The sequence below is a fragment of the Eubacterium sp. Marseille-QA0814 genome, assembly GCF_965119675.1.
In the GTDB taxonomy this organism is placed as follows: Bacteria; Bacillota; Clostridia; order Lachnospirales; family Lachnospiraceae; genus Eubacterium_G.
The window spans coordinates 787,461-813,009 of the sequence record NZ_CBCPMG010000001.1 but is presented as its reverse complement, the minus strand read 5'-3'; the positions used below and the strand labels follow the sequence as shown (position 1 = coordinate 813,009).

Below are 25,549 nucleotides of genomic sequence, written 5' to 3'. Positions count from 1 at the left end.
TATGGTTGATTATAAAAAAATAAGAAAACGGATTATGCTGATAGGACTAATTGGAATTGTTATTCTTACGTCTTTTATTTTGATAAATAATCAGATTCAGGTATATGCCCTATCCGATAACTTAGATGAATCTACGGAAGAGTTAATAAAAATATATAACGAAAATGAGGACTTATTTGAACAAAATGACCTTGTAAGTAACGGGTTACGTTCTATTGGAGTTGGAGTTTTATCATTTTTTGTTAAGTTTGCTGCATCGGCAAATAATCTTTTTGATAAATCTTTCGGAATGCTAAATTTTACAAAATATGGTCCGGTAAAAAATTTCTTAAAAGAATGGCAGGTTGTATGGGTTGCTCTCTTATGTGTTTCCCTTGGATGGCTTGGAATAACATTAGTGTTTAATTCTGACAAAAAGCCTAAATTTGTCACAAATCTGTGCGTGGGAATATTGGTTGTAAGTTCGATGAGTTGGATGATTTCACAAATGGACTCTCTCTTAACGAAAGAAGTACGAAATGAGATTCTTGGCGAAACTCAGGAAAATGTTGTTTATGACATGTTAGGTAATAATGTACATGATCTTTTGTATATAGATCAGGTTGCAGGACTTGAGAATTTAAACAAGAAAAATGCAGACGGAGTTAAAAATGCAGACATAAAAACACCTTTAACTAAGGAAACATGGAAATCCTTAAAAGTAAATGAGATAGTTTTCCCGGATGATGTAAAGGATGAAAGCAAGGTCATAATGGAAAACTTTAAAACCGATTTATACGATGCAAACGGAAAAACAAAAACTGTATTGTCTGAATGTTACGACGGTGTGGCATGGACTGACTTGCTTAATACATATTATTACAGATATTCATTTGACTGGTGGTCAGCAATATTGGAAATGCTGGCGTTTGCTATAGTTTTAGTATTTTTTTCATACAAGATAGTGAGAACATGCTATGAAATAGTATTTCAGGAATTACTGGCTTACCTGTATTCACCAAATGTAGCAAACGGTCAAAAAGTTATAAAAATATTAGACTCTATAAAGAATAGCTACATTGTTATTCTGTTGTCGATAGTGTCTGTAAAGATGAATTTATTAGCTACAGAATATGTGTCAGGGAAAAACTGGGGCGGATTTACAAAAGGAATATTTTTATTTTTTGTAGCATTAGCAGTAATTGACGGACCAAATATTGTTCAAAAAATTACAGGAGAAGACGTTGGATTATCTGACGGTATGCAGAAGGCAATGAGTGTAATGTATGGAACAAGTATGGCAGCAAGGGCTGGAAAAGTCGCTTTCTCAGCAGGAAAGAGTGTGGCAAGTCATGCAGCAAGTTTTGGAAAGAATGTTGCAGGAGCAGGAAAGCAGAGTGCTGCTGAAAGCGCATTTGGAGCTTCATCAGATGCAATAAATGGAGCTACAGGAATGGGGGAAAACAATAGCAACAGCAACTTGAATCAGGATGGTGGTTCTACAATGAACAGTGAAGACCAGAATAATGCAAACAATGAAAATAGCGATGCTAATAATAACCTGAATGCAAACGAGGAATCCAATCAAAATCAAAACCAGAATCAGGAAGGAATGGAAAATACAAATGCTACGGATGTAGCAAGTGGAAGTGGTAATGGTACAGATGCATTAAATGAAAATATTAATGCGGATGGTACAGGAAAGGAAATGACTGATGAAAGTATTGCAAGCAGTAATCCTGATAAAGCTAAGGAAGACATGCTTAACGGTATGAATCCGATAGGCAATGGTGGTAGTGGATTGGATGACACCTCGAAGATGGATGCTGATTTAGACAGTAATAATGCAGAAAGAACATTTGCAGGAAATAGTCAGGGTGTACTTGATAAAGACTTTAGTTTTGGAAGTAATGATTCAAGGACAAATGGGGCTAAAGAAAGATCATCAAGTCAAGGCATAAACAACAGTTTAAGCACCGGTGCAACAGGTTCTTCAGTAAACGGAAGTACCCGGAATAATAAGTTAGATATTCCAAGTGAAAATGGAAAAGGAAGTGTGAATAGTTTTAATAAACAGGTATTTAATGACAGTAAAGGAAGTGAAAAATAATGCAGTTTCAATTCATAACACTTGATGAAACAAAGAGCCAGACTAAAGTTCATGGAAACATTTATCTTTTTGATTTCTGGTTTATCCTGATATATTTTGCAGTATCAGGAATGCTAGGTAATGCAGTTTCGGAGACTTTAAGAATTCCATTCTACATATTTTCAGTTTTTGCAGCTTTATGGTTTACGTCAAAAAGCAGATCTAACAAAAGAAGAAGAAATTACGAGGCAATGATTCTCTTCTTTAGAAGAGATAAGAATGTGTATATAAGTGAAAAGAACTTATCATTACGCCCGGAAAGTGAGAAGAAAGATGAAGAAAAATGAAAAGGACAGTAAAAAGGATAAAAAGAGCAATAAGAAAGTTCAAATAATTAACACAGCTAAGGAAATTTTAGAAGTGGCATATTACGATGATGATATGAATTGTTTTGTCATGAATGATGAAAGTTATATGGATTTAATCCAGATTAACACAAAAGATTTGGTTAGTTCAGCAGATTATGAAGTTGAGTATGACATCATGAAATTTACTAAGTTATACAAAATGTATGCTGATGATTTGAAAATTGTGGCAATGAATTTTCAATGTAAAACATTAGTACAACAGGAATATCTTAGATATAAAATTAAAAACACATCAAATGAGGTATTTAAAAAATTTCTTCAAAGACAATTAGATGAACTTATATGGATTGAAAAAAATGACATGATGAGAGAATACTATTACATGATTTTTGGAAGTAAAAAACAACAATTAATGAATAACCGAAATATGATTTTTAATGTTTTAGGTTGTGATAAAAAGAACTTATCACAGAAGCTTACCAAGGAGAAAAAAATAGTAATATGTGAAAGATTAGACAACAAGTGCTTTTTAGGAAATCAAGGAGAATGACAATGAAGTTTACGCGAGAAAAGAAAAGACTCAAAGACATGTATCTGATGGAAAAAATACAACCGGCAGGTGGAATCACCTTTAAGGATGTTAAGTATATAACAACCGGATCAGGATATGAAGGTTGTATTCACATATACAAATTTCCTGATGATATAGATACCTTTTGGTTAGCGAAGGTATGTAACATCAACGGAACGGTTGCATTAGTTGACGTTTCTACTGATGACATGTCGGAAGTCAAGAAAAATCTGAACAAGTCAATGAAGGAACAGGCGGGACGAAAAAATGATGCTAAAGATTTCGCAGAAATTTATGATGCAGATAAAAGGCTTCAGGAAATGAAACGTATGTATGATGAAATAACGTCATACAACGAAATAATCAAGTTATTACATATCCGTATTTTTGTAGCTGACAGAAGCTTTGATTCACTGGAAAAAAGAATAAAAAACATAATGGATAAGTTGGAAACTGACAGTGGGTTTTTATCAACAATTTATCTTAATGAAGCTAAAAATGAATGGATGAGTATGTATCGTTCATACAAAAGACAAAAACAGGAGCTGTTTTTTCCATATGGGCAGAGCGTTACAGCTACAGGACTGGCTCATGGTAATCCGTTTCATTTCTCAATGCTCCTAGATCCAACAGGAACGTTTTTAGGAAAAACTCCATGTGGTGGAAATGTTTTGTTTGATTTATTTACAAAGACTTCAACAAGATTATATTACAATTTCCTTGTTACCGGTGAAATGGGTTCAGGAAAATCAACTTTACTGAAAAAACAGTTAAAGGATAATGCAGCTAAGGGAAACTTTGTAAGGACTTTTGATGTTAGTGGTGAATTTACATTACTTACAAAAACACTTGGTGGAAAAGTAATCAAAATGGATGGTTCTAATGGAATATTAAATCCATTGGAAATCTTACGTGCGGGTGATAACGAAAACATATCATTTACACGACACATATCAAAGGTAAGTACCTTTTATAAACTTTTGGTTGGTGGAAAGGTTGAAGCTGAGGAAATTGTAGAATTTGAAGAAATGTTAAGGGAGTTATACAAGGAGTTTGGCTTTGACAATGAGGTTGGGAGTAAGCAAAAACAGTTTACAGGATTGCCTGCAACAAGCTATCCAACCTTTTCGGATTTCCTTAAATCAGCAACCAAAAACATAAAAGAAATGCAGTCAAAAAAATATAGCAAGTTAGAAGAACAGGTTGTTGTCAAAACTTTAATATTAAGAGACAAGATAGTAAAAATAATCAGAAACATTGTAAAAACGTATGGCAAGTTATTTGATGGATACACAACAATTGATAACATTACCGATGAACAGATTATAACTTTTGACCTTTCAATCCTTAAGGAATTAAAACCGGAAGTATTTGATGCAAGTATCATCAACATGATTTCACTATGTTGGGATAATTGCGTTACAAATGGAAAGTTAATGCAGAAGAGCTTGGATGATGGAAGCATTAAAATGTGGGATGTTGTTAAAACACTTATCCTAATTGATGAAAGTCATCGATGGCTAAACGCAAAGAAAGTACAGGCATTGGATCTTATTTCAATTTATTTAAGAGAAGCAAGAAAATATTTTGGTGGAATCGGACTAGCATCACAAAGAATTGCCGATTACGCACCTGAAGGAAGTGGAAATGAAGGAATTGAAAAACTGAAAAACATATTTGAACTTACACAATATAAATTTATCTTCAGGCAAAACTCTAATGCACAGAAACTTCTTCACAAAATTTTTGAAGGCGAGCTAACATCAACGCAGATTCAAAAGATACCAAAACTTGAAATAGGACAATGTATTTTATCAATTTCAGGTGACAGCAACATTGAGTTTAAGGTTCATTTAACCAAGGAAGAAAACAGAATATTCCAGGGAGGATTGTAATTCTTGAAACGAAAGATAATCAAATACATCTGTATTCCGGTTATTATATTTTACTTAATTGTAACAATGATTAGTGCATTGATAAGTGGAATTACAGTAATTTTATCAGGTGGAGAAGAAGAAAGTGAAGAAAAGGTGGACATTTACGAAGAATCACCATTATCTGAAGAAGTAGAAGCCCTAAGACCTGATATACTTGCTGAGCTTAAGAAGTACGGAAAGGAAGAATACATAAATCTTTTTCTGGCATTAGTAATGCAGGAGTCAGGAGGACAGGGAGAAGATGTTTTTCAGTGTTCAGAGAGTTTAGGCAAAGCACCTAACTCTATAGATAAAAAACAAAGCATAGAACATGGAGTTAAAGTGTTATGCGGATATCTTGATCATGACAAAATCAAGGTGTCTTCACCTGATGATTTAGACAACATAAAAACAGCATTACAGGCTTATAACTACGGTGGTGGATATATAGATTACATTAACAGTAGTAACTTTGGAAGAGACACCACCGCAAATGACTTAAAGAATCTGGGTAAATGGACACAGGAAAATGCTCTGGCTTATCAGAAAAAAAGAAGTGCTGATGCAAACCATGGAACGCCTGTTCCAAGAACCGGTTCATCAGCTACCATATTAGGACCATATCAATATGGAGATGCGTATTACGTAAAACATGTGCTTAGATATTATTCAAATGCAAATAAAGGAAACACACAATTTGCTTCAAAAGCAGGAGAGGCAGCAAAAGTAAGTTACGAAGACAAACAAAAATACATATGGGGAAATGGAAATCCACCACTTTCTCAGGATGACATGAAAAAATATCTGACTACAATAAAAGTTCCAATTCTTAACGAAAAGGGAAAGAAAACAACGATGAATTTAACTGTTCATGTAAAATTAGCGGCAGAGTTCAAAGCCATATTTAAAGACATGGTAAAGGCAAAATTTAGAATTAAATCATCATCAACATGTGCGTACGTTTGGAAAAACATCATCGGAACAGGAACAGTATCGCAGCACTCTTACGGACTAGCAATTGATGTAAACTGGGACGATAATCCATGTTTTTATAATACTAATGTAGATGTAACAAATGGTTACGGTGGATATAAGCCCGGAACAAATAAATTTAGCGTCACACAAAAGGTAATTAACATATGGAAAGCTCATGGTTTTTACTGGGGTGGTGACTGGACAGGAAAGAAAGACACAATGCATTTTTCATACACAGAGAAGCCAGGATGATAAGGAGACAACAATATGAATAAGAAAAAAGTAATAGGAACCATATTTATTATTATTGCTTTTGCAATAGCCATTTATGCAATAGTGCCTAAAGGAGAAAACGAGAAGGAAGAGACAACAAATGAAGAAACAACAGTTGAAGGGTCAACATCTAAAATAGCCATAACAACTACTGAAGAAGTAACTCATGAAACGGTAACAGTTAATCCTTATAGGGATGAACATATAGGCGAACATGAAATAGATGTACGTCTTCCTGATGACAACACAATGTCATATGTAGACAATGATTCTCAGGGATTAAAAGACGAGATAATGACATTTGTTAATGGTTACGGCTATGGTGATGCAAGTTATGCAGCCTTTACCGGAGACATTGAATTAAAGACAAATGAAAATAAGGTAATGCTTACATATTACTTAAAATGGAAAAACAGAGAAGTAAAGTATTTTTATCTTTACTATAACAAAAACACCAAACAGTGGTCATCAAAACAGGCTTAGGAGTTCAAAGATGAAAATAGATAAGATAGCGTTAAGAAAAAATCAGGAAAGTTTCAGCTTTATAATTGTTATTTTTCTTTTGTTGGGAGGGTATTTGTTCTTTTTCACTTCTACTTTGTGGATGCCCCCAAGCGCCGATGCATCATATTTAACAAAGGTGGGAACGGAAGTTGCATGGGATGATAGAACAGTAATAATTAACCGATGGGATTATTCGGAAAAACAGAATGAAATGGAAGTTGAAATTACAGTAAACAACAAATCATACGATGGCAATAACAAATATTCTTTCAGTGCGGTTGAATTAAGAGGCACTATGTTAAAAACAGAAGTTGAGGTGTCAGATGAAGACTGGATTGTTGTAAAAATTAAAGAACTTCCAAACCGTTGGTCTGACATTTCATTAAGAATGGATGTAAACGGAAAAAATACATCTACTCTTAAATTATACACAAATCTGAATGATGTAACGAGAGTTAAGAAGATAGACACGTTAGATTATGTAGGTTACAAGAAAAAGAGATTTAACATTGAAATTGCAAATTATGAAAAGCAGATAAAAGATAATCAGGCTCAACAGAAAAAATTAAGTGATGAAAATGAGGAAATCGCCAAAGAAATAGAAAGAATCAATAATGAGAAAACATATCAGACAGATTCACAAAAACAGGAAAGTGACTCAAAAATAGCCGAAGCACAAAATAATATAACAAATAACGAGAAAACAATAAATGAACTTGATGGAGACATTAACGAAATAAGGCAACGAATTGAAATGACGAAAAAACAAATTCAGGATCTAAATGCAAGTGCCAAATAAGAGGTGATTACATGACTAAACAGGAGAAATTCAAAATAATAAGAGAAGAAATAAGCATTGTTAATTATGCATCCAGAAGCGGATACACGATCGTCCGAAAAGGAAAGTATTATTCATTAAAAGAGCATGACAGCGTAATGATAGATCCGGTTAAAAATGTATACTGGCAAAACTCAAAGATGGGATATGGCAAATGTATAGGAGAAAAAGGTTCAATCATAGATTTTGCCGTTAATTTTAATGGTTTGTCAGTATATGAAGCATTAAAGGAATTTGAACAAGAAATTGGAGTGATAAGCGAAAGAAATGAAATAACTAAACAAAGAAAAGCTTCAGAAGAATCAACAAAAGACATGCAAAAAGCAAAGGAGATTACGTTACCCCAAAAAGATGACAACATGAGAAAAGTTTTTGCATATCTGATAAAGACAAGACACATATCACAGAATGTTGTTCATGACATGGTACATAGGAAAATACTATATCAGGATAATCATGGAAATTGTGTATTTGTTGGTTATGATATTAAGAATCCTGACAGTGTAATATTTGGCTGTAGAAGAGGGACGAACACTTATAAAAAATTTACCGGGGATCTATCAGGATGTGATTACACTAAAGGATTTTACGTTAATAATAACAGAAAAACATTGATAGTAACTGAATCAGTAATCGATGCTTTAAGTGTAATGACATTACTTGATGGAAAATATAAGGATTACAATTATCTTGCCCTTGGAGGAACAGGAAAATGGGAAGCTGTGAAAACATATTTAGATATAGGTAACATTAAAAATATCTTAATTGCAACAGATAATGATAAGGGTGGAATTAGTGCAGCACAAAGAATATGCTCCATGCGACAAGATTATAAAGATATTGAAGTTAAATGGCAGTTACCGCCTAGTGAATATGGCAAGGATTGGAATGACGTTCTGAAGAAGTATGGTGAAGCTCATAATTAATATTTATTACTTCGTGGATTCTTATTGTTTGGGTGATTGAATAAAAATAAGGAGTACAGGAAAATGATTATTAAAGACTTCGAGGATTATGAAAATATTGAGATATTTCCTAAATTAGATGAAATAGAGAAAATCATGAAAGCATCTAGGAAAAAATACGGAAATTCAACAGTGGCGGTGGAACAGATATTTAATGACCGGAAGGAAGAAAACTATGAAGATAAAGAATAAATTAAAGGCAGTAAGTTCTAAATAATTATTCATATTTTGACAAGAAATATAACTACATTGTTTATATATTCATAGGTAAAAATTAATAGGAGGACAAAGAATGAATTACAAAGTTATTTTAAAGGATATAATGAATTGTTTTATATACTCATGTGGAATAGCATTTTTACTTTTATTTTTTTATCCAGAATTAAAAGAACAAATTAAAGGAGATACGGAAATAATAATTTTGGTTAAAAAAATATTTATTTTAAATATAGTTTTGATATTTGGATTTAATATAATTTCAAAAAAAAGATGGTTTTCAGGGGAGAGTGATAATCAGGTAGGAAAATCTACTATTATATTGAAAGGAATTTCAGAAAGAAATGATAACGAAAATTATAGGAATAAAAGGTTAATAAGCCTGCATGAAGCAGGACATGCAGTTGTAGCATTATCTCTTGGAGTAAATATTAGTTGTGTTCAGATAAACATGGAGAATGAACGACCAGAAAGTGGAAAGACAATATTAAAAGATAAATCAATCATTGCAATGGATGAAGAGTTTATAAAGAATATTATAACTATAAAATATGCAGGAGCAGCTACTGAAAAAATTATTTATAAAAAATGTAGTTTAGGAAGTATGGGAAGTATTGATTCAGATTTTGAAAGTGCCGAAGAACTTATAAAACAGATGATTATAACATTTTCTGACAAATACAATTGTTACGTTAGATGTGGAAAAGGCTTTGATGAATTGGTTTGTCAAAATTCACAAGAGCTATTTAATAAAGCACAGAAAATTGTTGAAGAAAATATAGAAAATATTAGAAAAGTAGCGGATGAACTTCTGCACAAAAATATTTTGAATCAGGAAGAAGTCAGACAAATAATGAAACGAGAGGAGAACGCATAGTTATGATTATTTTTGTAGGAACAAGGGAGCGAGGATTTTTTTGTGAGGATGTGGCATCTAAGATAGATACAGCCTGTGAATATGTGGAAGCCAATATACACATTGACAGTCAGGTTAAACAGATTATGGACTACAAGGAAAAATGCGAATACTTAGTATTTGACATTGAACAATACGCTGATGATGCAGAAGTGATTATTGACTGGATATTAAAGATAAGGGATGCGGTTAATTGTAAGATAATTATATATGCAGTTTCTTACTCGCCACAATCTGAACTTGTATCAGGATTATATGAAAAAGGGATTAAAAATTACATATTCAGTTCATATTTATCTGACAAGAAGGAAGATCTTGAATTGTGCATCAATGGTTACTTTGAGAATTTCGGATATGAAGATAAAAGAGGCATTTCCTTTAATGCTGAAGAAGAGCAAAGTGAAGATGAAGAAAATAGAAAAACACTAACAAAGACAATTGGGATAGCAGGAAGTATAAAACGCATGGGAACGACCACACAGGCATTACAGATTGTCAAATATCTTTTATTTAAGGGATACAAAGCAGCCTATTATGAAATGAATAATCATAAATTTGTTGAAGCCGTTGCAGATGCCTATTCAGATGTAGACAAGGACGATATAGACGGAGTTGTTAAGTACCAGAAGGTTGACATGTACTATAAGGCAGACAAATTAAAAGAAGTTCAAAATAAAGACTATGATTTTATTGTTTATGATTTTGGTGTCTATAGTGACCATGACTTTAATAAGGTATCTTTTCTTGAAAAGGATATTCAAATTTTTGTTGTTGGAAGTAAACCCGATGAATTTTCCAAAACATACAACGTAATCAAAAATAACTTTTACAACAATGTGTACTATATTTTCAATTTTACTTCTGATACTGAAAAGAAAGATTTACTTGAACTAATGGAGGATAAGAGTGAATATACATTTTTTGCCGACACAGCAAAAGACCCGTTCACTTTTGGAAATCCTGAAATATATGAAAAGATGATTCCATTAAGCAGCGTAAAAGAAGAAAAAGTTGAGAAGAGAGGATTTTTCAGAAGGAGGAATAAAAATGGATAGACAGGTAGAAAATTTTTTAAAACTCATGGAAAAACTGGGAAGTGAAGATTTTGTAATTCCTGATCACTTCGAATATGATACACCGGATGAAGAAGTGGTGTATGAATGGTCTGACATCGAAGAGGAGGTGGTATAAATGAAGCTTAATAAAATGCGTGAGGAAATGATTCAGAGTTTCATAGACTGCCTAAAAAAAGATACCATTCCATGGCATAGAAGTTGGAGCGCAAATGAACGTCCATTTAATGCAGTTACAAACACTGCTTATCATGGAGCTAATTCATTGTGGCTTTCATATAATCAGTTTGAAAGAAATTTTGAAGATCCAAGATGGTGTACGTTTAAACAGGCACAGTCAAAAGGATGGAAAATTAAATCTGGAGCAAAAGGAACAAAGATTGAGTTTTGGTCTTTGTATGACACAGAAGAAAAAAGAAAATTAACAAGAACAGAGGCAAAACAATTAACGGATGAATTAACAGCAGAAGAGTTTAAAAACAGAGTTAAGCCAATGTCAAATACATACACTGTATTTAATGCAGAGCAGATTGAAGGAATACCTAAATATATAGTAGAGACGTACAATCTTAATACTGAAGAATTAATGCAAAGACGAGACACATTAATCAAAAACATGGGAGTAGGATTCAGGGAAGGTGGAGACAAGGCATATTATGCGGGAACAAATGACCAAATAGTGCTTCCTGAAATCAACAGATTTGAAAGTGAATATGATTACATGGAAACATTACTTCACGAGGCAGGACATGCAACAGGTCATGTAAGCAGACTTAACAGAGACTTAACAGGAGCATTTGGAAGCCCGGAATATGCAAGAGAAGAATTGAGAGCTGAAATAGCATCAGCATTTACGGCACAGGCAGTTGGTATTGATTATCAGCAAAATCAATACATGGAAAATCATGAAGCATATGTTCAGGATTGGATAAGCGTTTTAGAAAACAATCCTAATGAATTATTTGCAGCCATTAAGGATGCGGAAAAAATATCTGATTACTTAATTGAAAAAGGTGAGTTTAATAAGGAATACACAGAAGACAAAAACCTTATGAGTGAAATGGAATCATATGTTGCAATGCACAGAAACTGGATTGAAGAATTACCACAGAAAAAGATTCCAATTGTCATTAACGCTTATGGTGGTCCCGGAGCCGGAAAATCAGTAGCATGTCTTGATGTATGCTCAGCTTTGAAAAAAGCAGGATACACAGCTGAATACGTTCAGGAATATGCAAAAGAACTTGTATATGACAAGAACATGGAAATGCTTAATGGGTCAGCTAAAAATCAGTTTGCAATACTAAAAGAACAGACAAGAAGAATTGACAGACTTTATGATCAGGTTGATTTTATAGTAACGGATTCACCCATAATGCTGAATTCCATTTACAATAAGGAACTTACACAGGAATATGGATTCGAAGTTAATCAGTTAAGCGAAGCATATGTAAACTTTTCGGTTTTTATTGAGAGAGATGCTTCAAATTTTGAAGAAGAAGGACGTATTCATAATCTTAATGAAAGCATTGAAAAAGATGCTGAAATTAAAAACATGTTGGATGAATATGAAATTCACTACAACAGCTACACACATGATACCGTAAATCAGATAACCGAGGATGCAATAAAGGAATTTGCCGAACATAATCCTGAATTACATTACATTAACAGCAAGCTTAATAACATGCAAATGCAAAATAAAACTGATGAAACTTACATAAGAGACAGCGAAAACATTCAATTATCCTACGCACAGGCTGCAAGGTTCAGAATGGGGATGAAAGGACACGAAAGAAGTTTTAATGAATTTATCAACGACAATGAGATACCGGCTCAACTTAGAACTGATGCAGTGGCTATAGGTCAGGCGGTAAATTCTTATTATGAAAAAGGTGACAGCATAGAAAACATAATTACACATTCCGTTGGAAAAATAGACAAGGAAGTGGAAATTGGAAATACTGCATATACAAAGAATCTCATATGCAGCCTTTATTCAACCACAAAGGATGAATACGATGCGTTAAGAGATTTACCTGACTTATGGGAAAAAGGTGATCTTATTGAAATCTCAGATAAATTAGCACAAAAGCTTATAAGCAGGCAGGTTAAACCGGTGATGGTGGCTAACGATTTCGGAATGATAATTGATACCAACACACCTAAAGAATTAGAACATTTTAATCAACATAAAGGATTGTTAATTAATGAAAATCTTTTAAATGAGGCATTAGCCAAACATCCTGAATTAACTCCGGTTGTTAAATGTGAATGGAGTGAGGCAAATGAATTTAATTCGGGACAAACATATACATTAAAAGAATACGATGAAATGATGCGTAATGCAGATAATGATTTTTTCAAAGAGAGAGAACAGATTAGGGCGCAATATAAAAATGAAGACGATTTTTATAATACAAACAATCGGGATCATATCAAATATACTTTATACGAAAAGAATAAGTATACATTAGATTTTGGAGACGGAAGAAAAGTTACGGAGAGACAGGACATTGGAGACAATGAAGGAGGACTTATGGAGCATTTTAATAAAGTTGAGTCGTTGAATGTATACACAGATGAAATGGAAAAAGCAATTTCATTAGAAGATGAATTTGATTTACGTCAGGAAAAAATAAAAGCCGTATATGATTACGAAGAAGAAAATAATATTCCTGAAGACTTCAGAACTACGTCAGCAGAAATGGAAGTAATCAGCAATGAAATGTTGGATAAACAATATTCACTTATAGAAAAGGGAATGAATAATGTTAAGCAGGAAAAGAATCCTGTTGTTGATTATATGAAGAAGAATCTTAACAAAAACATGCTAAAAGGCAGAGAACTTGAATTATAGACTTTAAACAGAAAGGAGCAGATAATAATGCAAATCGAAGATTACATTGATGTTAAGCAAACAGCATGGCTTTTGAACTTGACTATTAGAAACGTTCAGAGTTTAGCCAAGGATGGAAAACTTACTGCAATAGACGGGAGCAACAAGAAATTAATTGCGGTTAAATCACTTGAAGAATATTTTAATAAAAAACTTGAAAAATATGAGACGGCAGTTGAATTTTTTGAAGCACCTGATAAGGATATATATTGGAATATAGTTAGTTGCAGAATTAATGTTAAATCTAACGAGACAGGATATCTGTCAATTCCTCAGGCTGCATATGTTTTAAACAATTCAAGACAAGCCATACAGGACATGATCCGAAAGAACATTTTAGATTCCAAGGAAGTAATAATTGGAAAGACTACAAGGAAGATCATAAGCATCGAATCCATCAAGAACTATGTGGATGAATATCTAGCAGATTGCTACATAAAGAATAAAAATCTGTTGGAGTATTTAAAATGTGCAGACAAGGAAAAGTATTGGCTAAGTAATCAGGAAAGTATAAGGCAAAAATATGTTGAAACGGAAAATGCAAGAAGACAATACTACAAGAAAAAATATGTAAGGAAAAATTTAAACGAATGGGAAAATTTAACAGACAATTAGTAAATGAAATAAAAAAGGAAAAAGAGCAGGAAAGCGCACAACTTAAGCTTAGGGAAAAATATGAAGTTCCTGAAGATGTAATGATTGTTGAGAAAGATAACATGATTAAGTTTTCAGTAAGAATAATTGCAACATTAATTAAAATCATAATAGGAATTATTATTTTTCTTTTGACGGTTGTGGGTATCGTTTCTCTGGTATTCCCGGAGACGAGAAATGAGTTGATTTTTCAGTTAAGCAACACTTTAATGCAGCTTAAAAAATTTCTGAACATATAAAAAATTACAGATGCCCATGAAGAGCATCTGCAATATTAAACACCATATAAGAAGCAGCTGTAAAAGCCGGTAAATACACAAAGAATTTTCACAAAAAATGTAATACCACGCTTCTTACGAGAAAAATTATATTGTAAAAAAAATACATTGTCAAGAACATTTATTAAGAAGGTATTAATTTTAGAATATTAAAGAGCAAAAAGATTGCAGCAATTGCATTATTTACTATTAAACATTAAGGAACAGAAAGGAACAAAAAGATGAAACTTCCAGTTTGGATACTAAAACAGGAAAAATTGAATAATCTGACCAACTGTGAAATGAACATGTATTTATGGCTTCTCGAAAGACAAAATGACATGGGCCTTGTACGTGGCGTAAGAGTTTCTGATTTTAAAGATATTATGTCAAAGCAGTCCTTTTATAATGCAATTAATGGATTAAAAGACAAAGAACTTATAAATTTTCTACATCATAAGAATTTTAATGATTATGATGTAAACCTTATGCTTCAAAATGAAGAATCTCATAAAGAAAGTGAAAAATTTGATGAAAAATATATCAATTTAAATAAAAAGATTTTTCAATGCAGCGAATTTAAAAAAATGTCATCAAGAGAAAAAGCCATGATGCTGTTATTATATTATCGAACATCAGTTAAGATAAATGCAAATGGATCTAGAGCAGTGTATAAAAAGAACATGGAAGATTTTTATGAATATTTCACAAAATTGTTTGACAGATCTAAAAGACGTGTCCGTGAATATTTACATACACTCAAAGAGTTCTTTAACATAAGCATAAGTGGAGCCAATTATTACATTGGTCGTAACCGCAAAACATATGGATTAGATTCTAAAGATTGTTTAAATGGTAGGATTAAGCATAGAGCATATTTCGTTAAGACCATAGCAAAACGATATGGACTTAGGGGAGTTACAGATAAGTTTGTTAATGATGTAGCAGGCATTTATAAGAATTACATAAAGTCATACGAAGAATTTCGTATTGATACAGCATTAGAAAAAGCAATTAAAATGCATAGCAAGGATGATAACCAGACGGCAAGTGCTGCAAGAGTTCATCAATTGCTTTCAGAAGGATATATTTTTTAAATAGACCACATGATGGTCTTTTTGTCGTTGCAATAAATAATGAAAAACTAAAAAATAAATTTATCCCGGAGAAAAAATCAATTTATTTCATGGTGAAACATCAAAAATTAGGAAAAATCCTGAATTTTGATGTTATTTTTTTAATTATCGCAGTCAAAAAAATATGTCATAAAAAATATTGAGTCAAAATAATAGGTTTTTAAAAATATACTTAAGTCTAAAAAATTTCCTGCTTAAATATCATGAACACACGATAAATAAAGGCAATGAAGTCATTTGCGGCCACTTTTCTAACTTATCTTTTATTTTTACATTTAATCTTTTTTAGATATGTATATCTATATCTTTCCTTTATAATGAAAGTTGCTCATTCCATATCGCCCTAACGGTCGATGAGCAACTTCGAATAGCTGACGCTATTCCTAAATTTGTTGGGTAAGTTATTCAAGACGTTAAGTATTAATAAAAACTATTCCCCTTAAAAAAGAAAAAATAAAATATATATGTTGACTTAATATATATATACGGCATAATTAACTATATAAGTAACAATTAACTTAATTTGAAAGGAGTTTGAGTATGCAAGAATATAATTTAAAAGAGAATGATGTGTTTGTTGGTGAGATTAGAGTTAAAGATAAGATTAATGATACTTTGGAGCACCTAGCAGAATCAGGAAAATCTTTTTGGAGATTAGCACAATCAAGAAAGGGGACGAGTTACGAAAAATGTTATGCAGAATATAAGGAGGGAGAGATAACAACAAGTGATAATGGTCTGTCTTTTGTGTCAGAGGATAATATTGCTGCATGCTATATGTATGGTGATGTTTTAGTTGAGTTAGATTTTGATATGAATAATGATAAATTTAGGAAAATATCAAATAGTAACTATGTTAAAACAGGTGGAAGTTTCATTGAATACCGTACTACTAATTTATTGGTAAAAAAGATATATAGTTTAGAAAAGTTAGAAACAATAAGACTTTTGTTTGAAAAGGCATCGACTCTATTGCAAATTCAAGGATTAATTAGTGGATATAATATACTCAAAGGAGAAGCAAACTTTGAAAGTAGGTTAAGGAAAATGGAATTTTATGAATCTGCTAATTTAATTAGGGTTATAAGAAATAAATATGATAATCGATATCAAGAATATCTGGATCATTTTGATGATTTTTACAAAGAAATTCTTGATTTTATTGACAATGAAATTAAAAAGAAAAATATTTAATAGATTTACATATAGGAAAGGTTGAAAAATGAAATTAAAAAAGAAATTAATGTTAAAATTATTTAAAAATGAATACAATGAGATAATTAAGGAGTGTAATGCCAAGGTAAGAGACTACAAGGATGAGTTGGATTTTGAATATATGATTAAAAATAGAAAAACAGAAAAAATGTATGATTTAATTGCTAAAAATTGTACTATAGATAATTCTGAATACGTAGCACTTATAGGAGAAAGTAAAACTGGTGATACGTTAGTTGTAACGGTTAATGGTGCAGCGGTTTGCGTATATAGTGAAAAAACAAATAATTCATTGATACCATTCACATTAAAAGAGTATAAAAGAACAATTGAATTTCCAGATGTAATTATGCGACCAATTGATGAACACTATGGAACGTATGCAATGAAAGCGTTAATAAAATATGCTAAGGATATGCATGTTTCATTGCTGGTCGGTGATTTATCTGCGGCTGATGAAGATCATAAGGATAGAAGAGATCATTTTTATGAAAAATTCGGTTTTGAAAATGATGGTCGTTTTGTAAAGTTAAGATTGGAATAAATTTAAATTTGAAAGATGGTTTACAAACAGATTAAGGTACCATTCCGACCCAGTCAGCTTACGCTGACAGCCCTGCCCGTCTCCCAGGGCATTATAAAAAGCAGTTGATATTAAGCTGTGCTTAATATCTATTATAATAATGATATGAGAAAAGTCCGATGTTTCGGACTTTTTTTATGCATCTAACCCCTCAACCCCCGGCTCATCGGGGGCTTTAGCTTGTCGCTTCTGGCCACAACTCTACATTTTCCTGATTTTTTAGAAGTTAATATGTATATTTGTCAGCAATAATCTGTCAGATTTTTTGCTTATATTGTCATATGTGCTGTCTTGCTCACTGACATACTACCACAGAACCTGCTGTTTACAGCAAGGATAAAATGCACGTTTCACGTCCTTGCTGTATGCAGAACCTGTTGTTCGGTTATGTCATCGCAAGACGATAAAGCACATTGACAATTAAATATAAGCAAAAAAACAGGACAGATTTAAGATTGCTGCCACCTACACATAACTTCTGATAAAAAATCAGAAAAATTGTAGAGCAGTTGCTTTAAGAAAGGAGCATAAATGTTAGTAGAATTTAATTCATACTCAATTAACGACAGTGTCATAAAATTGTATTGTACAAAGGTTGAGGAAACTTTTGGACGTGACAGATACAGACCACAGGAAGTAGTGTTCGCATTTGATACAACAAATATATTCAATACGAACATACTAATGAGCTGGCTGGTACGACAGAAAAGAGTGCAGAAACTTAAAGGTGAAAATCCCACATGGGGAGACGTACTAGGTGCAATATTAGGTACGGTTGTGAATGTGAACTGGTCAAGATTCCGAGTCTACGAATAGTAGGCTCGTTTCTTTTACCATAAATATATTAAATGCCAAGGGCGGAAAGGACTATAAAATGAATATTAAAGAAGAAATGATGAAAAAAGCAGAAATTTTAAATGCAAAATTAGAGGGAAAAGAGTATTACGTTAAAGTTGTGGAATGTTTTAAGAATAATGGAATGAAAAACGCATTTGTGCTAATTCACCATGACAAAGAAGAAGGACATGCATCAGCTACAATTTATAAGGAATGTATGGAAGATGTTTGGGATAATGATGAAAAGTTAATTGAATATCTGGATGCAGTTTATGAAGAAAGTAAAAAAGTTACAGTTGACATAAAAGAAATATGCAGTAGAGAACAGATACTTGCCACTGTCAAACCGAGAATGATATCTGAAACCAATTTGGAAAATGTAATCAATAATGAAATAGTGTACGCAAGATATTTGGACATGTTAATTCTATTTTATGTTGAAATTCCAAATCTTGATACAGGGAAGGAAGTTGCAAGCTATACAATTAAACGTGATAATCTTAAAATGGCAGGAGTAACAAAAGAAGAGTTGTATATAAATGCTATTAAGAACATTGAAGAAGATTATGTAATTGAAAATATGGAAAAAGTTATATGTAGAATAGTAGGAATTACAGAAGACGAACTAGAAGAATCAATGTGTAGTTCTTTTACATCTTCAATACCAATGTACGTAATTACCAACAAACAAAATGTAAATGGAGCAAGTGTTATTTTAAACAAAACAATGTTGGCAGAGCTTAAAGAGATTATAAAGGGTGATTATTACATACTTCCTTCAAGTGTACATGAATGCATTGTAGTTCCTATAGATGAAGCAGATGCTGAATCACTTAGAGAAATGGTTACAGAAATTAATGATGGTCAGGTTAAACCTGAAGACCGCCTTACGTATAATGTGTATAAATATGCTAATGGTGAAATTAAAATAGCATAGTTATTAAGAGAGAGGCTTCGGCTTCTCTCTTTTTCTATAAAAGGGAGGTAGGAAATGGAATACAAGATTGAATTAGATAATGGATTAAAAATAATTTTGAATGAAGAGCAGATAATGAAAGTGCATCAATACTTTGAAAAGCAATGCCTGTTAGAGTATGTAGGAAACAATAATACTGATTGGTCGGATGAAAAAATAGAATTTGTCACAGAAAGAGCCTTTGATATTCTTAAGGAAGTTGATAATAGTGATAATGAACATTATGCGATTGACAGTGCAGTTGAGGAATGGGAGGTCTTTAATCATGGTAAAAAAATACGGAATTGAAATGGATGCTTTAAAACATCCGTTAATGGTTGAAGAAGACACTTATGAAACATCGGGAAAGCCTCTTGACAGTCCAACTAAAATAGCAGAATTTCTAAATGCAAGTGTTGGACTTAACAGAAAAGCGGAAGAGTATGTATACATGCTTGCTTTTGATACTAAATGTAATCTTCTTGGAATATTTGAAGTAGGTCATGGTACGGCTAACCAATGCATTGCAAATACAAGGGAAATATTTATGAGAGCGTTGCTTTGCGGAGCTGTAAAAATTGTAATTGCTCATAATCATCCTTCGTTAGACATACAGCCTTCAAAAGAAGATAACAGAGTAGCAATAAAGATAAAAGAGGCAGGTAAAATCATGGGAATAAATCTGTTAGATTTCATAATTGTTGGAAATGGAGTCTATTCATATTTGAAAAATAAAGAATTGTAAAAAAGATATTAGTCTGAAGGAATTTGAGGCTGCTATCTTTTTCCTTTTTATTTGCCGCCCCTCCCCGCCTGATTTATCTACATCCTGATTCGCACATCACACGATGCGTTTCGTGCAGAATCAGTCATACAGATAAATCCAGTTGCCGTTCCCCCAACCTCGGGGCGGGGATTTCTTAAAATCCACATCCCACTATGCTGTTGGAAACGGACATTGATATTTACGTTTTTATGCACATACATTATGGCTTTCTTTAAATTGTTTCACTGTAATGTTGGCAGGTTTGCTTATTCGCACATTAAATCATTGAAAAATATCTACAAGGGTAAAATGCACGTTGCACGCCCTTGTAGATATTTTGAAATGATTTTTTCAATGTGCAAGCAAACCAAAAACCAACATATACAGAAACAATTTTAAATTAAAGAAAGTAGGTGATTTAGCATAAAAACTTAATATCAACTGAATTGGGAAGCACCCAATCCCAAACATGCCAGAAACAAATTTTAAATTTCAGACAGGGAGGTGAAGATAATGATTAGAAAAAACAGTAAAGTCAAGGTTCATTTTTATGATGAGAAGGGAAATGAAATCAAAACAAGAGTTTATGGAAATGTATTCGATGTTGTGGAAGAGAAAAAGCAAATAGGAATCATGTGGAAGGAAAAATTTAAAGCATTTAGCAGCTTTGCACCAGCTGTACATTTTGAAAATGTAAGAACCGGGACAAAATATTTTAGTAACCAGATAACAGGAAAATTAGAAAGGATTTAAAAATATGGAAGATTTACAACTTATTTGTAATTTACTTACAAAAACACTAAGAGCAACAAGCAACCTAAGCAATTTAAGCAGCTTGGAATATGACAGCAAAACAGAAACAGTAAAAGCAACATTTGAAAATGATAGTGTAAAAATTGCAAATGTTTCAATGGATTCAGGAACGTCAATGATAAATGACATTATAAAACAGATTGCTTAATAAATAACCAGCCCCGGAGGTTACGAGGTCAGAAAGGATTAAACATGGAAATCAAAGTTACAGATATGAAAATAAATAGAAACGCTGAGGAAAAATATGAAAAAGGTGGACTTATAGCAAGCTCAACAATACTTGTAAACAACATGTTTTTAATAAATGATGTAAATCTCGTGTCAGGTAAATATGGCTTATGTGTCTTAATGCCTGGAATCAGAAAAGAGAACGGAGATATTCAGGATTATGCTTTTTTCACCACTAAGGAAGAAAGAGAGAAAATTTCAATTCTTGTAATGAAAGAATACATGAACAGAATTTCACTTTTAAACGAACCATATACAAAAGGCATGGAAGTCAATCTGTTCATAGACGAAAGAGGTAAGCAAAAAGCTTATGCAACAGTTGTAATCGAAGGAAAAATGAGAATTAACAGAATACGTGTAATGGAAGATGAAAAAGGACTCTATGTTTCAATGCCTAAGAAAAAAGATGCCTGGGGAAATTATCACGAAGTTATAAGTTTACCAACACCTGAAGCGTACAGAGCATTAAATGAACTTATTTTAAATGAATATTTCAGACAAAAGGATTTAAAGAAAACAGCATAGGAGGATTAAGATGACAAAAGCACAAAGAAAAAAAGAATTAAAGGGAAACATACAGGCTACAGTGTCAGTTATAGGTTTTTTATACATTTTATTATCAGCTTTTATAGAACTCTTAGCATAAAGAATGTATAATAAAAGGAATACAATGAAAGGAGAAGAGAAATGTATTGTTTAGAAAATAGACAGACACTTTTATGGCATCTGCTCTGCGAGGGGTATGAACCACAACATTATTTAGAGAATTTAGAGAATATAGAAATAGCAATAAACGACAAAGAATATTTTAAAGAGCATCCAGAGGAAGCAAGCGAAGAAGCACAATATATAGATGATGATATTGAGACATGGGAAGAAGAATTAAGATATATGAGTGAGGGTTGGAGGCCTACGAAGGAGGTAAATATGAATAAAGAAATCGACCTAATTAAAAAGTGGGTAAAAGAAAAAGAGAATAATGAATAGAAAATACCATTTTCTATTTGTTGTCAAAAAGGAAACATGTGGATATAATAATAGTAAGAAAGTAGGAAAATCTTATTATTGGAATGTGGAGGTATTTGACATGTTGACAGAATTAAGACAGAAATCACAAATTACAATTCCTAAGGAAATTGTAACAAAGTTAGGATTAGCTGAAGGAGATAAATTGAATATAATGGAAAAGGATGGTGCAATTTACATTATGCCGGTTACAGTATATCCAAAAAAATATTTAGATGATCTAAAGGATGAAATTAACGATGTGAAGGAAAAATTGAAATCAGGAGAACAGCCTGTATTTGACAATCTGGATGCATTGTTTGATAAGTTGGAGGAATAAATGGCTTTTAAAGTAACATATACGCAAAGGTTTAAGAAAAACTATAAAAAACTTGCGGATAAAGAAAAGGAGCAGTTTAAAAGAAAGATGCGACTTTTCGTAGAAAATCCATTTCACCCATCCTTAAGAACTAAACATATACAAGGAGCTAAGGATTATTTTGAATTTAGCGTGAACATGGACATACGAGTTATATGGTTTTATGAAAACGACAAAATGATAATTATTGTCGATGTTGGACATCATGACATTTTAAAAAAGTTTTAAAAATATAAAAAGTTACAATAAAAACCTCAACAATTTGTTGAGGTTTTTTAATTGATTTAGAGGTAGATATATGAACTTAAATTATGAATGTATAAAAGAAAATGAATATAGAAAATTTATTTCGGGGAAACAAGCTGATGAATGGGGGACAAAAATATATGAAGATTGGGCAAAAAGAATGAAAGAAAATGAAAAGATAAAAATACATGCGGGGCTTTTTAATGTTGGTAAAAATGTATTTAAACCAATAGAGTTCTATTGTGCAAATGGTTATAAGTTAATTAATGAATATTTAAGAAATGGAATTTGTGTAGATGAAGAAATAAAAATGTGTGCTTATAAAATTTCAGAAGAGTTAATATTTGCCCCTCGAGTGCCAGAGAATATAATTACTTACAGATATGTAGAAAATCAATTTATAAAAGAATTATTTAATTCAAAGGAAAAGGACGAAAAATTTTGGAATGGTGGATTTACAAGTGTAAGCTTAATTAAGGAGATATATAAGTGTGCACCTGAAGGAACTTCATTATTAAAAGTATATGTTCCAAAAGGAATGATAGGGGTATATGTTAATCCATTAGTACAGAGAAATGAAAATGAATTATTGTTGCAAAATAATACTAATTTGAGATTATGTGAGAAGCCTTATTTTGATGAAGAAATCAATGGTTGGATATATGGGTGTGAAATTAGCTCAATAATAAATGTGTAAAGGCTTAGTTAAAATCATAAAAGAATCACAAAAGTAAAGTTGTGATTCTTTTTTTTCGCCCGAATATTATTTTGATTTTTCTTTTTTAAGGGAGCGTCGCAGACATAAAGCAGCGGAATTTTCTCACAGCACTTTCAAGTGTCAGTGAGAAAAAAGAGCATAAGAGGAATCTGATATCAACTGCGTTGATAGTTCGGCAGTGCCGAACGATTCCATGCTATTGCTTATGTCCATAAATCCACACTTTTGCACAAGTAACATAGTGTGAATTTATACGGAATTGCACCAAAAGTGTTGCAATTAACATGCAAAAGATATATTATTTACAATATAATAATATTGCTTTTGCAATATAAAAAGAGAGGTGGTTGAGATGAATATTTCATTAAGAAACATAGACCCGGTCGCAATCAAGAAAATAGATGAACTTGCAAAGAAAAAGGGAATCAGTCGAAATGAATATTTAAAAATGTATATACAGCAGATTGCAATAATCAAGGACATAAATGAAATGGATAATAAATATTCAAATTTAGTTGATGCAATAACAGACAGATTGGAACAGGCTAATGATGTAATACACGAAAACAATGTGATGATGGAGCGAATGATAGATAAGCTGTCTGTAATAGAAAATAAAATTGAACAACCAATAACATAAATCAGTGAAAAAAGTAATGATAAAACGTTAAAAAAGTAAGGGGTCACTAATGACCCCTAAAGTAAAACATTAGGAGAAAATATGTCATCAATAAGAAAAAACATTTATTTTACTGAAGAGGAATACGAAAAATTACAAAATGTAAAAAAAGAGTTTGGACTAAAAACAGACAGTGCAGCTGTAAGTTTTTTGCTTCAATCAGATAGTGTTTCAAAAAATATAGCTAAAGCTGTAGTGAATGAAATGGAAGAATCATATATGAAAAGTGAAAGACTTAAGTGGGCTACGAAAATAGCGGAACAGAACAGCATAGTTTTATTGGATGCGATGAACACATTTTTACACATGATAAAAGCCGATGCACTTATATCTGTTGAGTTCGCACCTCATCCAATCATTAAAAAATCAAAACAGAATATAAAGGATAAGATTGCTCATTTTAAACAGCAAAGTGATGAGAGAAAGCGAAAACAAAGTCAAAGTACAATTTCAAAAAATAAATAATACACATAAAGCATACAGGGGGTCATTAATGACCCCCTAAATAAATTTAGAAAAGAGGTAGGAAAAAATGAGAAGAATTATTAATAAATTAGTATTGATTATATTGTTAATTGTTGTGTTTTTTAGTGGCTTTAAAATTGCAGACTATTATTATGAAGCTTATAAGCAGAAACAACTTTTTAATACAGTTGAAGACAAGATTGATAAAGACCAGAAAGGAAAGACAAAAGTAAATGGTAAACAAATCCAAAAGAAGTATTTAGAACTGTTTAAGGAGAACAATGATTTTGTCGGATGGATAAAAATAAAAGATACAAAAATAAATTACCCGGTAATGAAAACACGAAAACAATTTGACTATTACCTAATGAGAAATTTTAAGAAGCAATATTCAATTTACGGAACACCATTTATAGGTGAAAACTGTACAACTAAAATAGCTGCATTTAATACGGTAATTTACGGACATCACATGAATAATGGAACAATGTTTTCAGACCTGATGAAATACAAGGATAAAACATTTTATGATAATCATAAATATGTAAGATTTAACACATTGCAAGGAAATAGAAAATATAAAATTGTTTATGCTTTTGTTTCAGAGGTAAATAAAAAAAGTTCTTTTGAATATTACAATGTAAGTAATTGGAGGAATAAGAAGCGAAAGAAAAGATATATAAAAGAACTCGAAAAGATAAAACTCTATGAGACAGGAGAAAAGATTACATTGAAAGATAAGCTGCTTACATTATCAACCTGTGAGAATACAAACAAAAACAGCAGGATGGTAATCGTATGTAAATTACTTTAGTGGTTATTAATGCTAACAGAAAAGAAAGATAGGGTGACAACTTTGTCACCTAAACCAGAAGAAAAGTAGGGTGACAATTTTGTCACCTAAACCGGAAGAGAAATAGGGTGACAATTTTGTCACCTAAACCGGAAGAGAAATAGGGTGACAATTTTGTCACCTAAACTGGAAGAGAAATAGGGTGACAATTTTGTCACCTAAACCGGAAGAGAAATAG

At 32.1% G+C, this 25,549-nt stretch carries 32 protein-coding genes; all 32 read left to right on the top strand.

Going from position 1 to position 25,549, the window contains the following annotated elements; translation table 11 throughout:
* Position 1 precedes the first annotated feature (1 nt).
* The 32 genes from ACQY63_RS03860 (at position 2) to srtB (ending at position 25,332) form a co-directional block, all read left to right on the top strand.
* On the top strand, positions 2–2,089 hold the full coding sequence (locus ACQY63_RS03860) for a pLS20_p028 family conjugation system transmembrane protein (RefSeq protein ID WP_428244762.1): 2,088 nt from the start codon (positions 2–4) through the stop codon (positions 2,087–2,089).
* Positions 2,089–2,415: a DUF5592 family protein gene (locus tag ACQY63_RS03855; protein WP_299057404.1), complete on the top strand. Its 327-nt coding sequence runs from the start codon at positions 2,089–2,091 to the stop codon at positions 2,413–2,415. Before ACQY63_RS03860 ends, ACQY63_RS03855 begins: the two co-directional genes overlap by 1 nt.
* Positions 2,402–2,986 carry a hypothetical protein gene (locus ACQY63_RS03850; protein ID WP_299057401.1) on the top strand — a complete coding sequence of 195 codons (585 nt, stop codon included), beginning with the start codon at positions 2,402–2,404 and terminating at the stop codon, positions 2,984–2,986. The genes ACQY63_RS03855 and ACQY63_RS03850 overlap by 14 nt, the downstream gene beginning before the upstream one ends.
* Positions 2,987–2,988: 2 nt before the next feature.
* Positions 2,989–4,902: a VirB4 family type IV secretion system protein gene (locus ACQY63_RS03845; RefSeq protein WP_299057398.1), complete on the top strand. Its 1,914-nt coding sequence runs from the start codon at positions 2,989–2,991 to the stop codon at positions 4,900–4,902.
* Positions 4,903–4,905: 3 nt separating this feature from the next.
* Positions 4,906–6,150 (top strand): lysozyme family protein, encoded by a 1,245-nt coding sequence (locus tag ACQY63_RS03840; RefSeq protein WP_428244761.1) that lies wholly within the window; start codon positions 4,906–4,908, stop codon positions 6,148–6,150.
* Between the two features lie 15 nt (positions 6,151–6,165).
* On the top strand, positions 6,166–6,654 hold the full coding sequence (locus ACQY63_RS03835) for a hypothetical protein (protein WP_428244760.1): 489 nt from the start codon (positions 6,166–6,168) through the stop codon (positions 6,652–6,654).
* A 10-nt stretch (positions 6,655–6,664) separates the two neighbouring features.
* On the top strand, positions 6,665–7,474 hold the full coding sequence (locus ACQY63_RS03830; protein WP_299057389.1) for a hypothetical protein: 810 nt from the start codon (positions 6,665–6,667) through the stop codon (positions 7,472–7,474).
* An 11-nt stretch (positions 7,475–7,485) separates the two neighbouring features.
* Positions 7,486–8,439 (top strand): toprim domain-containing protein, encoded by a 954-nt coding sequence (locus ACQY63_RS03825; RefSeq protein ID WP_428244759.1) that lies wholly within the window; start codon positions 7,486–7,488, stop codon positions 8,437–8,439.
* A gap of 63 nt (positions 8,440–8,502) precedes the next feature.
* Positions 8,503–8,670, top strand: a complete 168-nt coding sequence (locus ACQY63_RS03820; protein ID WP_299057384.1) for a hypothetical protein — start codon at positions 8,503–8,505, stop codon at positions 8,668–8,670.
* A 100-nt stretch (positions 8,671–8,770) separates the two neighbouring features.
* The gene (locus tag ACQY63_RS03815; RefSeq protein ID WP_299057381.1) at positions 8,771–9,571 is read left to right on the top strand and encodes a hypothetical protein; all 801 of its coding nucleotides are present in this window, start codon (positions 8,771–8,773) and stop codon (positions 9,569–9,571) included.
* Positions 9,572–9,573: 2 nt separating this feature from the next.
* On the top strand, positions 9,574–10,665 hold the full coding sequence (locus ACQY63_RS03810) for a hypothetical protein (protein WP_428244758.1): 1,092 nt from the start codon (positions 9,574–9,576) through the stop codon (positions 10,663–10,665).
* On the top strand, positions 10,658–10,801 hold the full coding sequence (locus ACQY63_RS03805) for a hypothetical protein (protein ID WP_022165037.1): 144 nt from the start codon (positions 10,658–10,660) through the stop codon (positions 10,799–10,801). Before ACQY63_RS03810 ends, ACQY63_RS03805 begins: the two co-directional genes overlap by 8 nt.
* Positions 10,802–13,543, top strand: a complete 2,742-nt coding sequence (locus tag ACQY63_RS03800) for a zincin-like metallopeptidase domain-containing protein (RefSeq protein WP_428244757.1) — start codon at positions 10,802–10,804, stop codon at positions 13,541–13,543. It begins immediately after the preceding gene.
* 27 nt (positions 13,544–13,570) lie between these two features.
* Positions 13,571–14,197, top strand: coding sequence for a hypothetical protein (locus tag ACQY63_RS03795; protein WP_428244756.1), 627 nt, complete (start codon positions 13,571–13,573; stop codon positions 14,195–14,197).
* Positions 14,173–14,475 (top strand): hypothetical protein, encoded by a 303-nt coding sequence (locus ACQY63_RS03790; RefSeq protein ID WP_428244755.1) that lies wholly within the window; start codon positions 14,173–14,175, stop codon positions 14,473–14,475. The genes ACQY63_RS03795 and ACQY63_RS03790 overlap by 25 nt, the downstream gene beginning before the upstream one ends.
* Positions 14,476–14,735: 260 nt before the next feature.
* The gene (locus tag ACQY63_RS03785) at positions 14,736–15,590 is read left to right on the top strand and encodes a hypothetical protein (RefSeq protein WP_428244754.1); all 855 of its coding nucleotides are present in this window, start codon (positions 14,736–14,738) and stop codon (positions 15,588–15,590) included.
* Between the two features lie 579 nt (positions 15,591–16,169).
* Positions 16,170–16,823: a hypothetical protein gene (locus ACQY63_RS03780; RefSeq protein ID WP_428244753.1), complete on the top strand. Its 654-nt coding sequence runs from the start codon at positions 16,170–16,172 to the stop codon at positions 16,821–16,823.
* A 28-nt stretch (positions 16,824–16,851) separates the two neighbouring features.
* Positions 16,852–17,388 (top strand): hypothetical protein, encoded by a 537-nt coding sequence (locus ACQY63_RS03775; protein WP_428244752.1) that lies wholly within the window; start codon positions 16,852–16,854, stop codon positions 17,386–17,388.
* A gap of 570 nt (positions 17,389–17,958) precedes the next feature.
* Positions 17,959–18,243 (top strand): hypothetical protein, encoded by a 285-nt coding sequence (locus ACQY63_RS03770; protein ID WP_296965270.1) that lies wholly within the window; start codon positions 17,959–17,961, stop codon positions 18,241–18,243.
* Positions 18,244–18,301: 58 nt separating this feature from the next.
* Positions 18,302–19,201: a DUF5688 family protein gene (locus ACQY63_RS03765; RefSeq protein ID WP_296965272.1), complete on the top strand. Its 900-nt coding sequence runs from the start codon at positions 18,302–18,304 to the stop codon at positions 19,199–19,201.
* A gap of 54 nt (positions 19,202–19,255) precedes the next feature.
* A complete protein-coding gene (locus tag ACQY63_RS03760) occupies positions 19,256–19,528 on the top strand; it encodes a hypothetical protein (protein ID WP_412335100.1) in 273 nt (90 codons plus the stop codon).
* Complete coding sequence (locus ACQY63_RS03755) at positions 19,506–19,964, top strand: JAB domain-containing protein (protein WP_022165046.1); 459 nt, start codon at positions 19,506–19,508, stop codon at positions 19,962–19,964. The genes ACQY63_RS03760 and ACQY63_RS03755 overlap by 23 nt, the downstream gene beginning before the upstream one ends.
* 534 nt (positions 19,965–20,498) lie before the next feature.
* Positions 20,499–20,738 (top strand): hypothetical protein, encoded by a 240-nt coding sequence (locus ACQY63_RS03750; protein ID WP_428244751.1) that lies wholly within the window; start codon positions 20,499–20,501, stop codon positions 20,736–20,738.
* Positions 20,739–20,742: 4 nt separating this feature from the next.
* The gene (locus ACQY63_RS03745) at positions 20,743–20,946 is read left to right on the top strand and encodes a hypothetical protein (protein WP_428244750.1); all 204 of its coding nucleotides are present in this window, start codon (positions 20,743–20,745) and stop codon (positions 20,944–20,946) included.
* 44 nt (positions 20,947–20,990) lie between these two features.
* The gene (locus ACQY63_RS03740) at positions 20,991–21,551 is read left to right on the top strand and encodes a septation protein SpoVG family protein (RefSeq protein WP_428244749.1); all 561 of its coding nucleotides are present in this window, start codon (positions 20,991–20,993) and stop codon (positions 21,549–21,551) included.
* 162 nt (positions 21,552–21,713) lie between these two features.
* Complete coding sequence (locus ACQY63_RS03735; protein ID WP_022165051.1) at positions 21,714–22,013, top strand: hypothetical protein; 300 nt, start codon at positions 21,714–21,716, stop codon at positions 22,011–22,013.
* Entirely contained in the window at positions 22,006–22,371 is a 366-nt protein-coding gene (locus tag ACQY63_RS03730) for an AbrB/MazE/SpoVT family DNA-binding domain-containing protein (RefSeq protein ID WP_428244748.1), read from the top strand. Before ACQY63_RS03735 ends, ACQY63_RS03730 begins: the two co-directional genes overlap by 8 nt.
* The gene (locus ACQY63_RS03725; RefSeq protein WP_022165053.1) at positions 22,372–22,638 is read left to right on the top strand and encodes a type II toxin-antitoxin system RelE/ParE family toxin; all 267 of its coding nucleotides are present in this window, start codon (positions 22,372–22,374) and stop codon (positions 22,636–22,638) included.
* Between the two features lie 70 nt (positions 22,639–22,708).
* A complete protein-coding gene (locus tag ACQY63_RS03720; RefSeq protein WP_022165054.1) occupies positions 22,709–23,353 on the top strand; it encodes an ADP-ribosyltransferase in 645 nt (214 codons plus the stop codon).
* Positions 23,354–23,726: 373 nt separating this feature from the next.
* Positions 23,727–24,014, top strand: a complete 288-nt coding sequence (locus ACQY63_RS03715) for a hypothetical protein (protein ID WP_296965292.1) — start codon at positions 23,727–23,729, stop codon at positions 24,012–24,014.
* A gap of 81 nt (positions 24,015–24,095) precedes the next feature.
* Positions 24,096–24,518: a hypothetical protein gene (locus ACQY63_RS03710; protein WP_428244747.1), complete on the top strand. Its 423-nt coding sequence runs from the start codon at positions 24,096–24,098 to the stop codon at positions 24,516–24,518.
* A gap of 67 nt (positions 24,519–24,585) precedes the next feature.
* A complete protein-coding gene (gene srtB / locus ACQY63_RS03705; RefSeq protein WP_428244746.1) occupies positions 24,586–25,332 on the top strand; it encodes a class B sortase in 747 nt (248 codons plus the stop codon).
* The last annotated feature ends 217 nt before the right edge of the window (positions 25,333–25,549 follow it).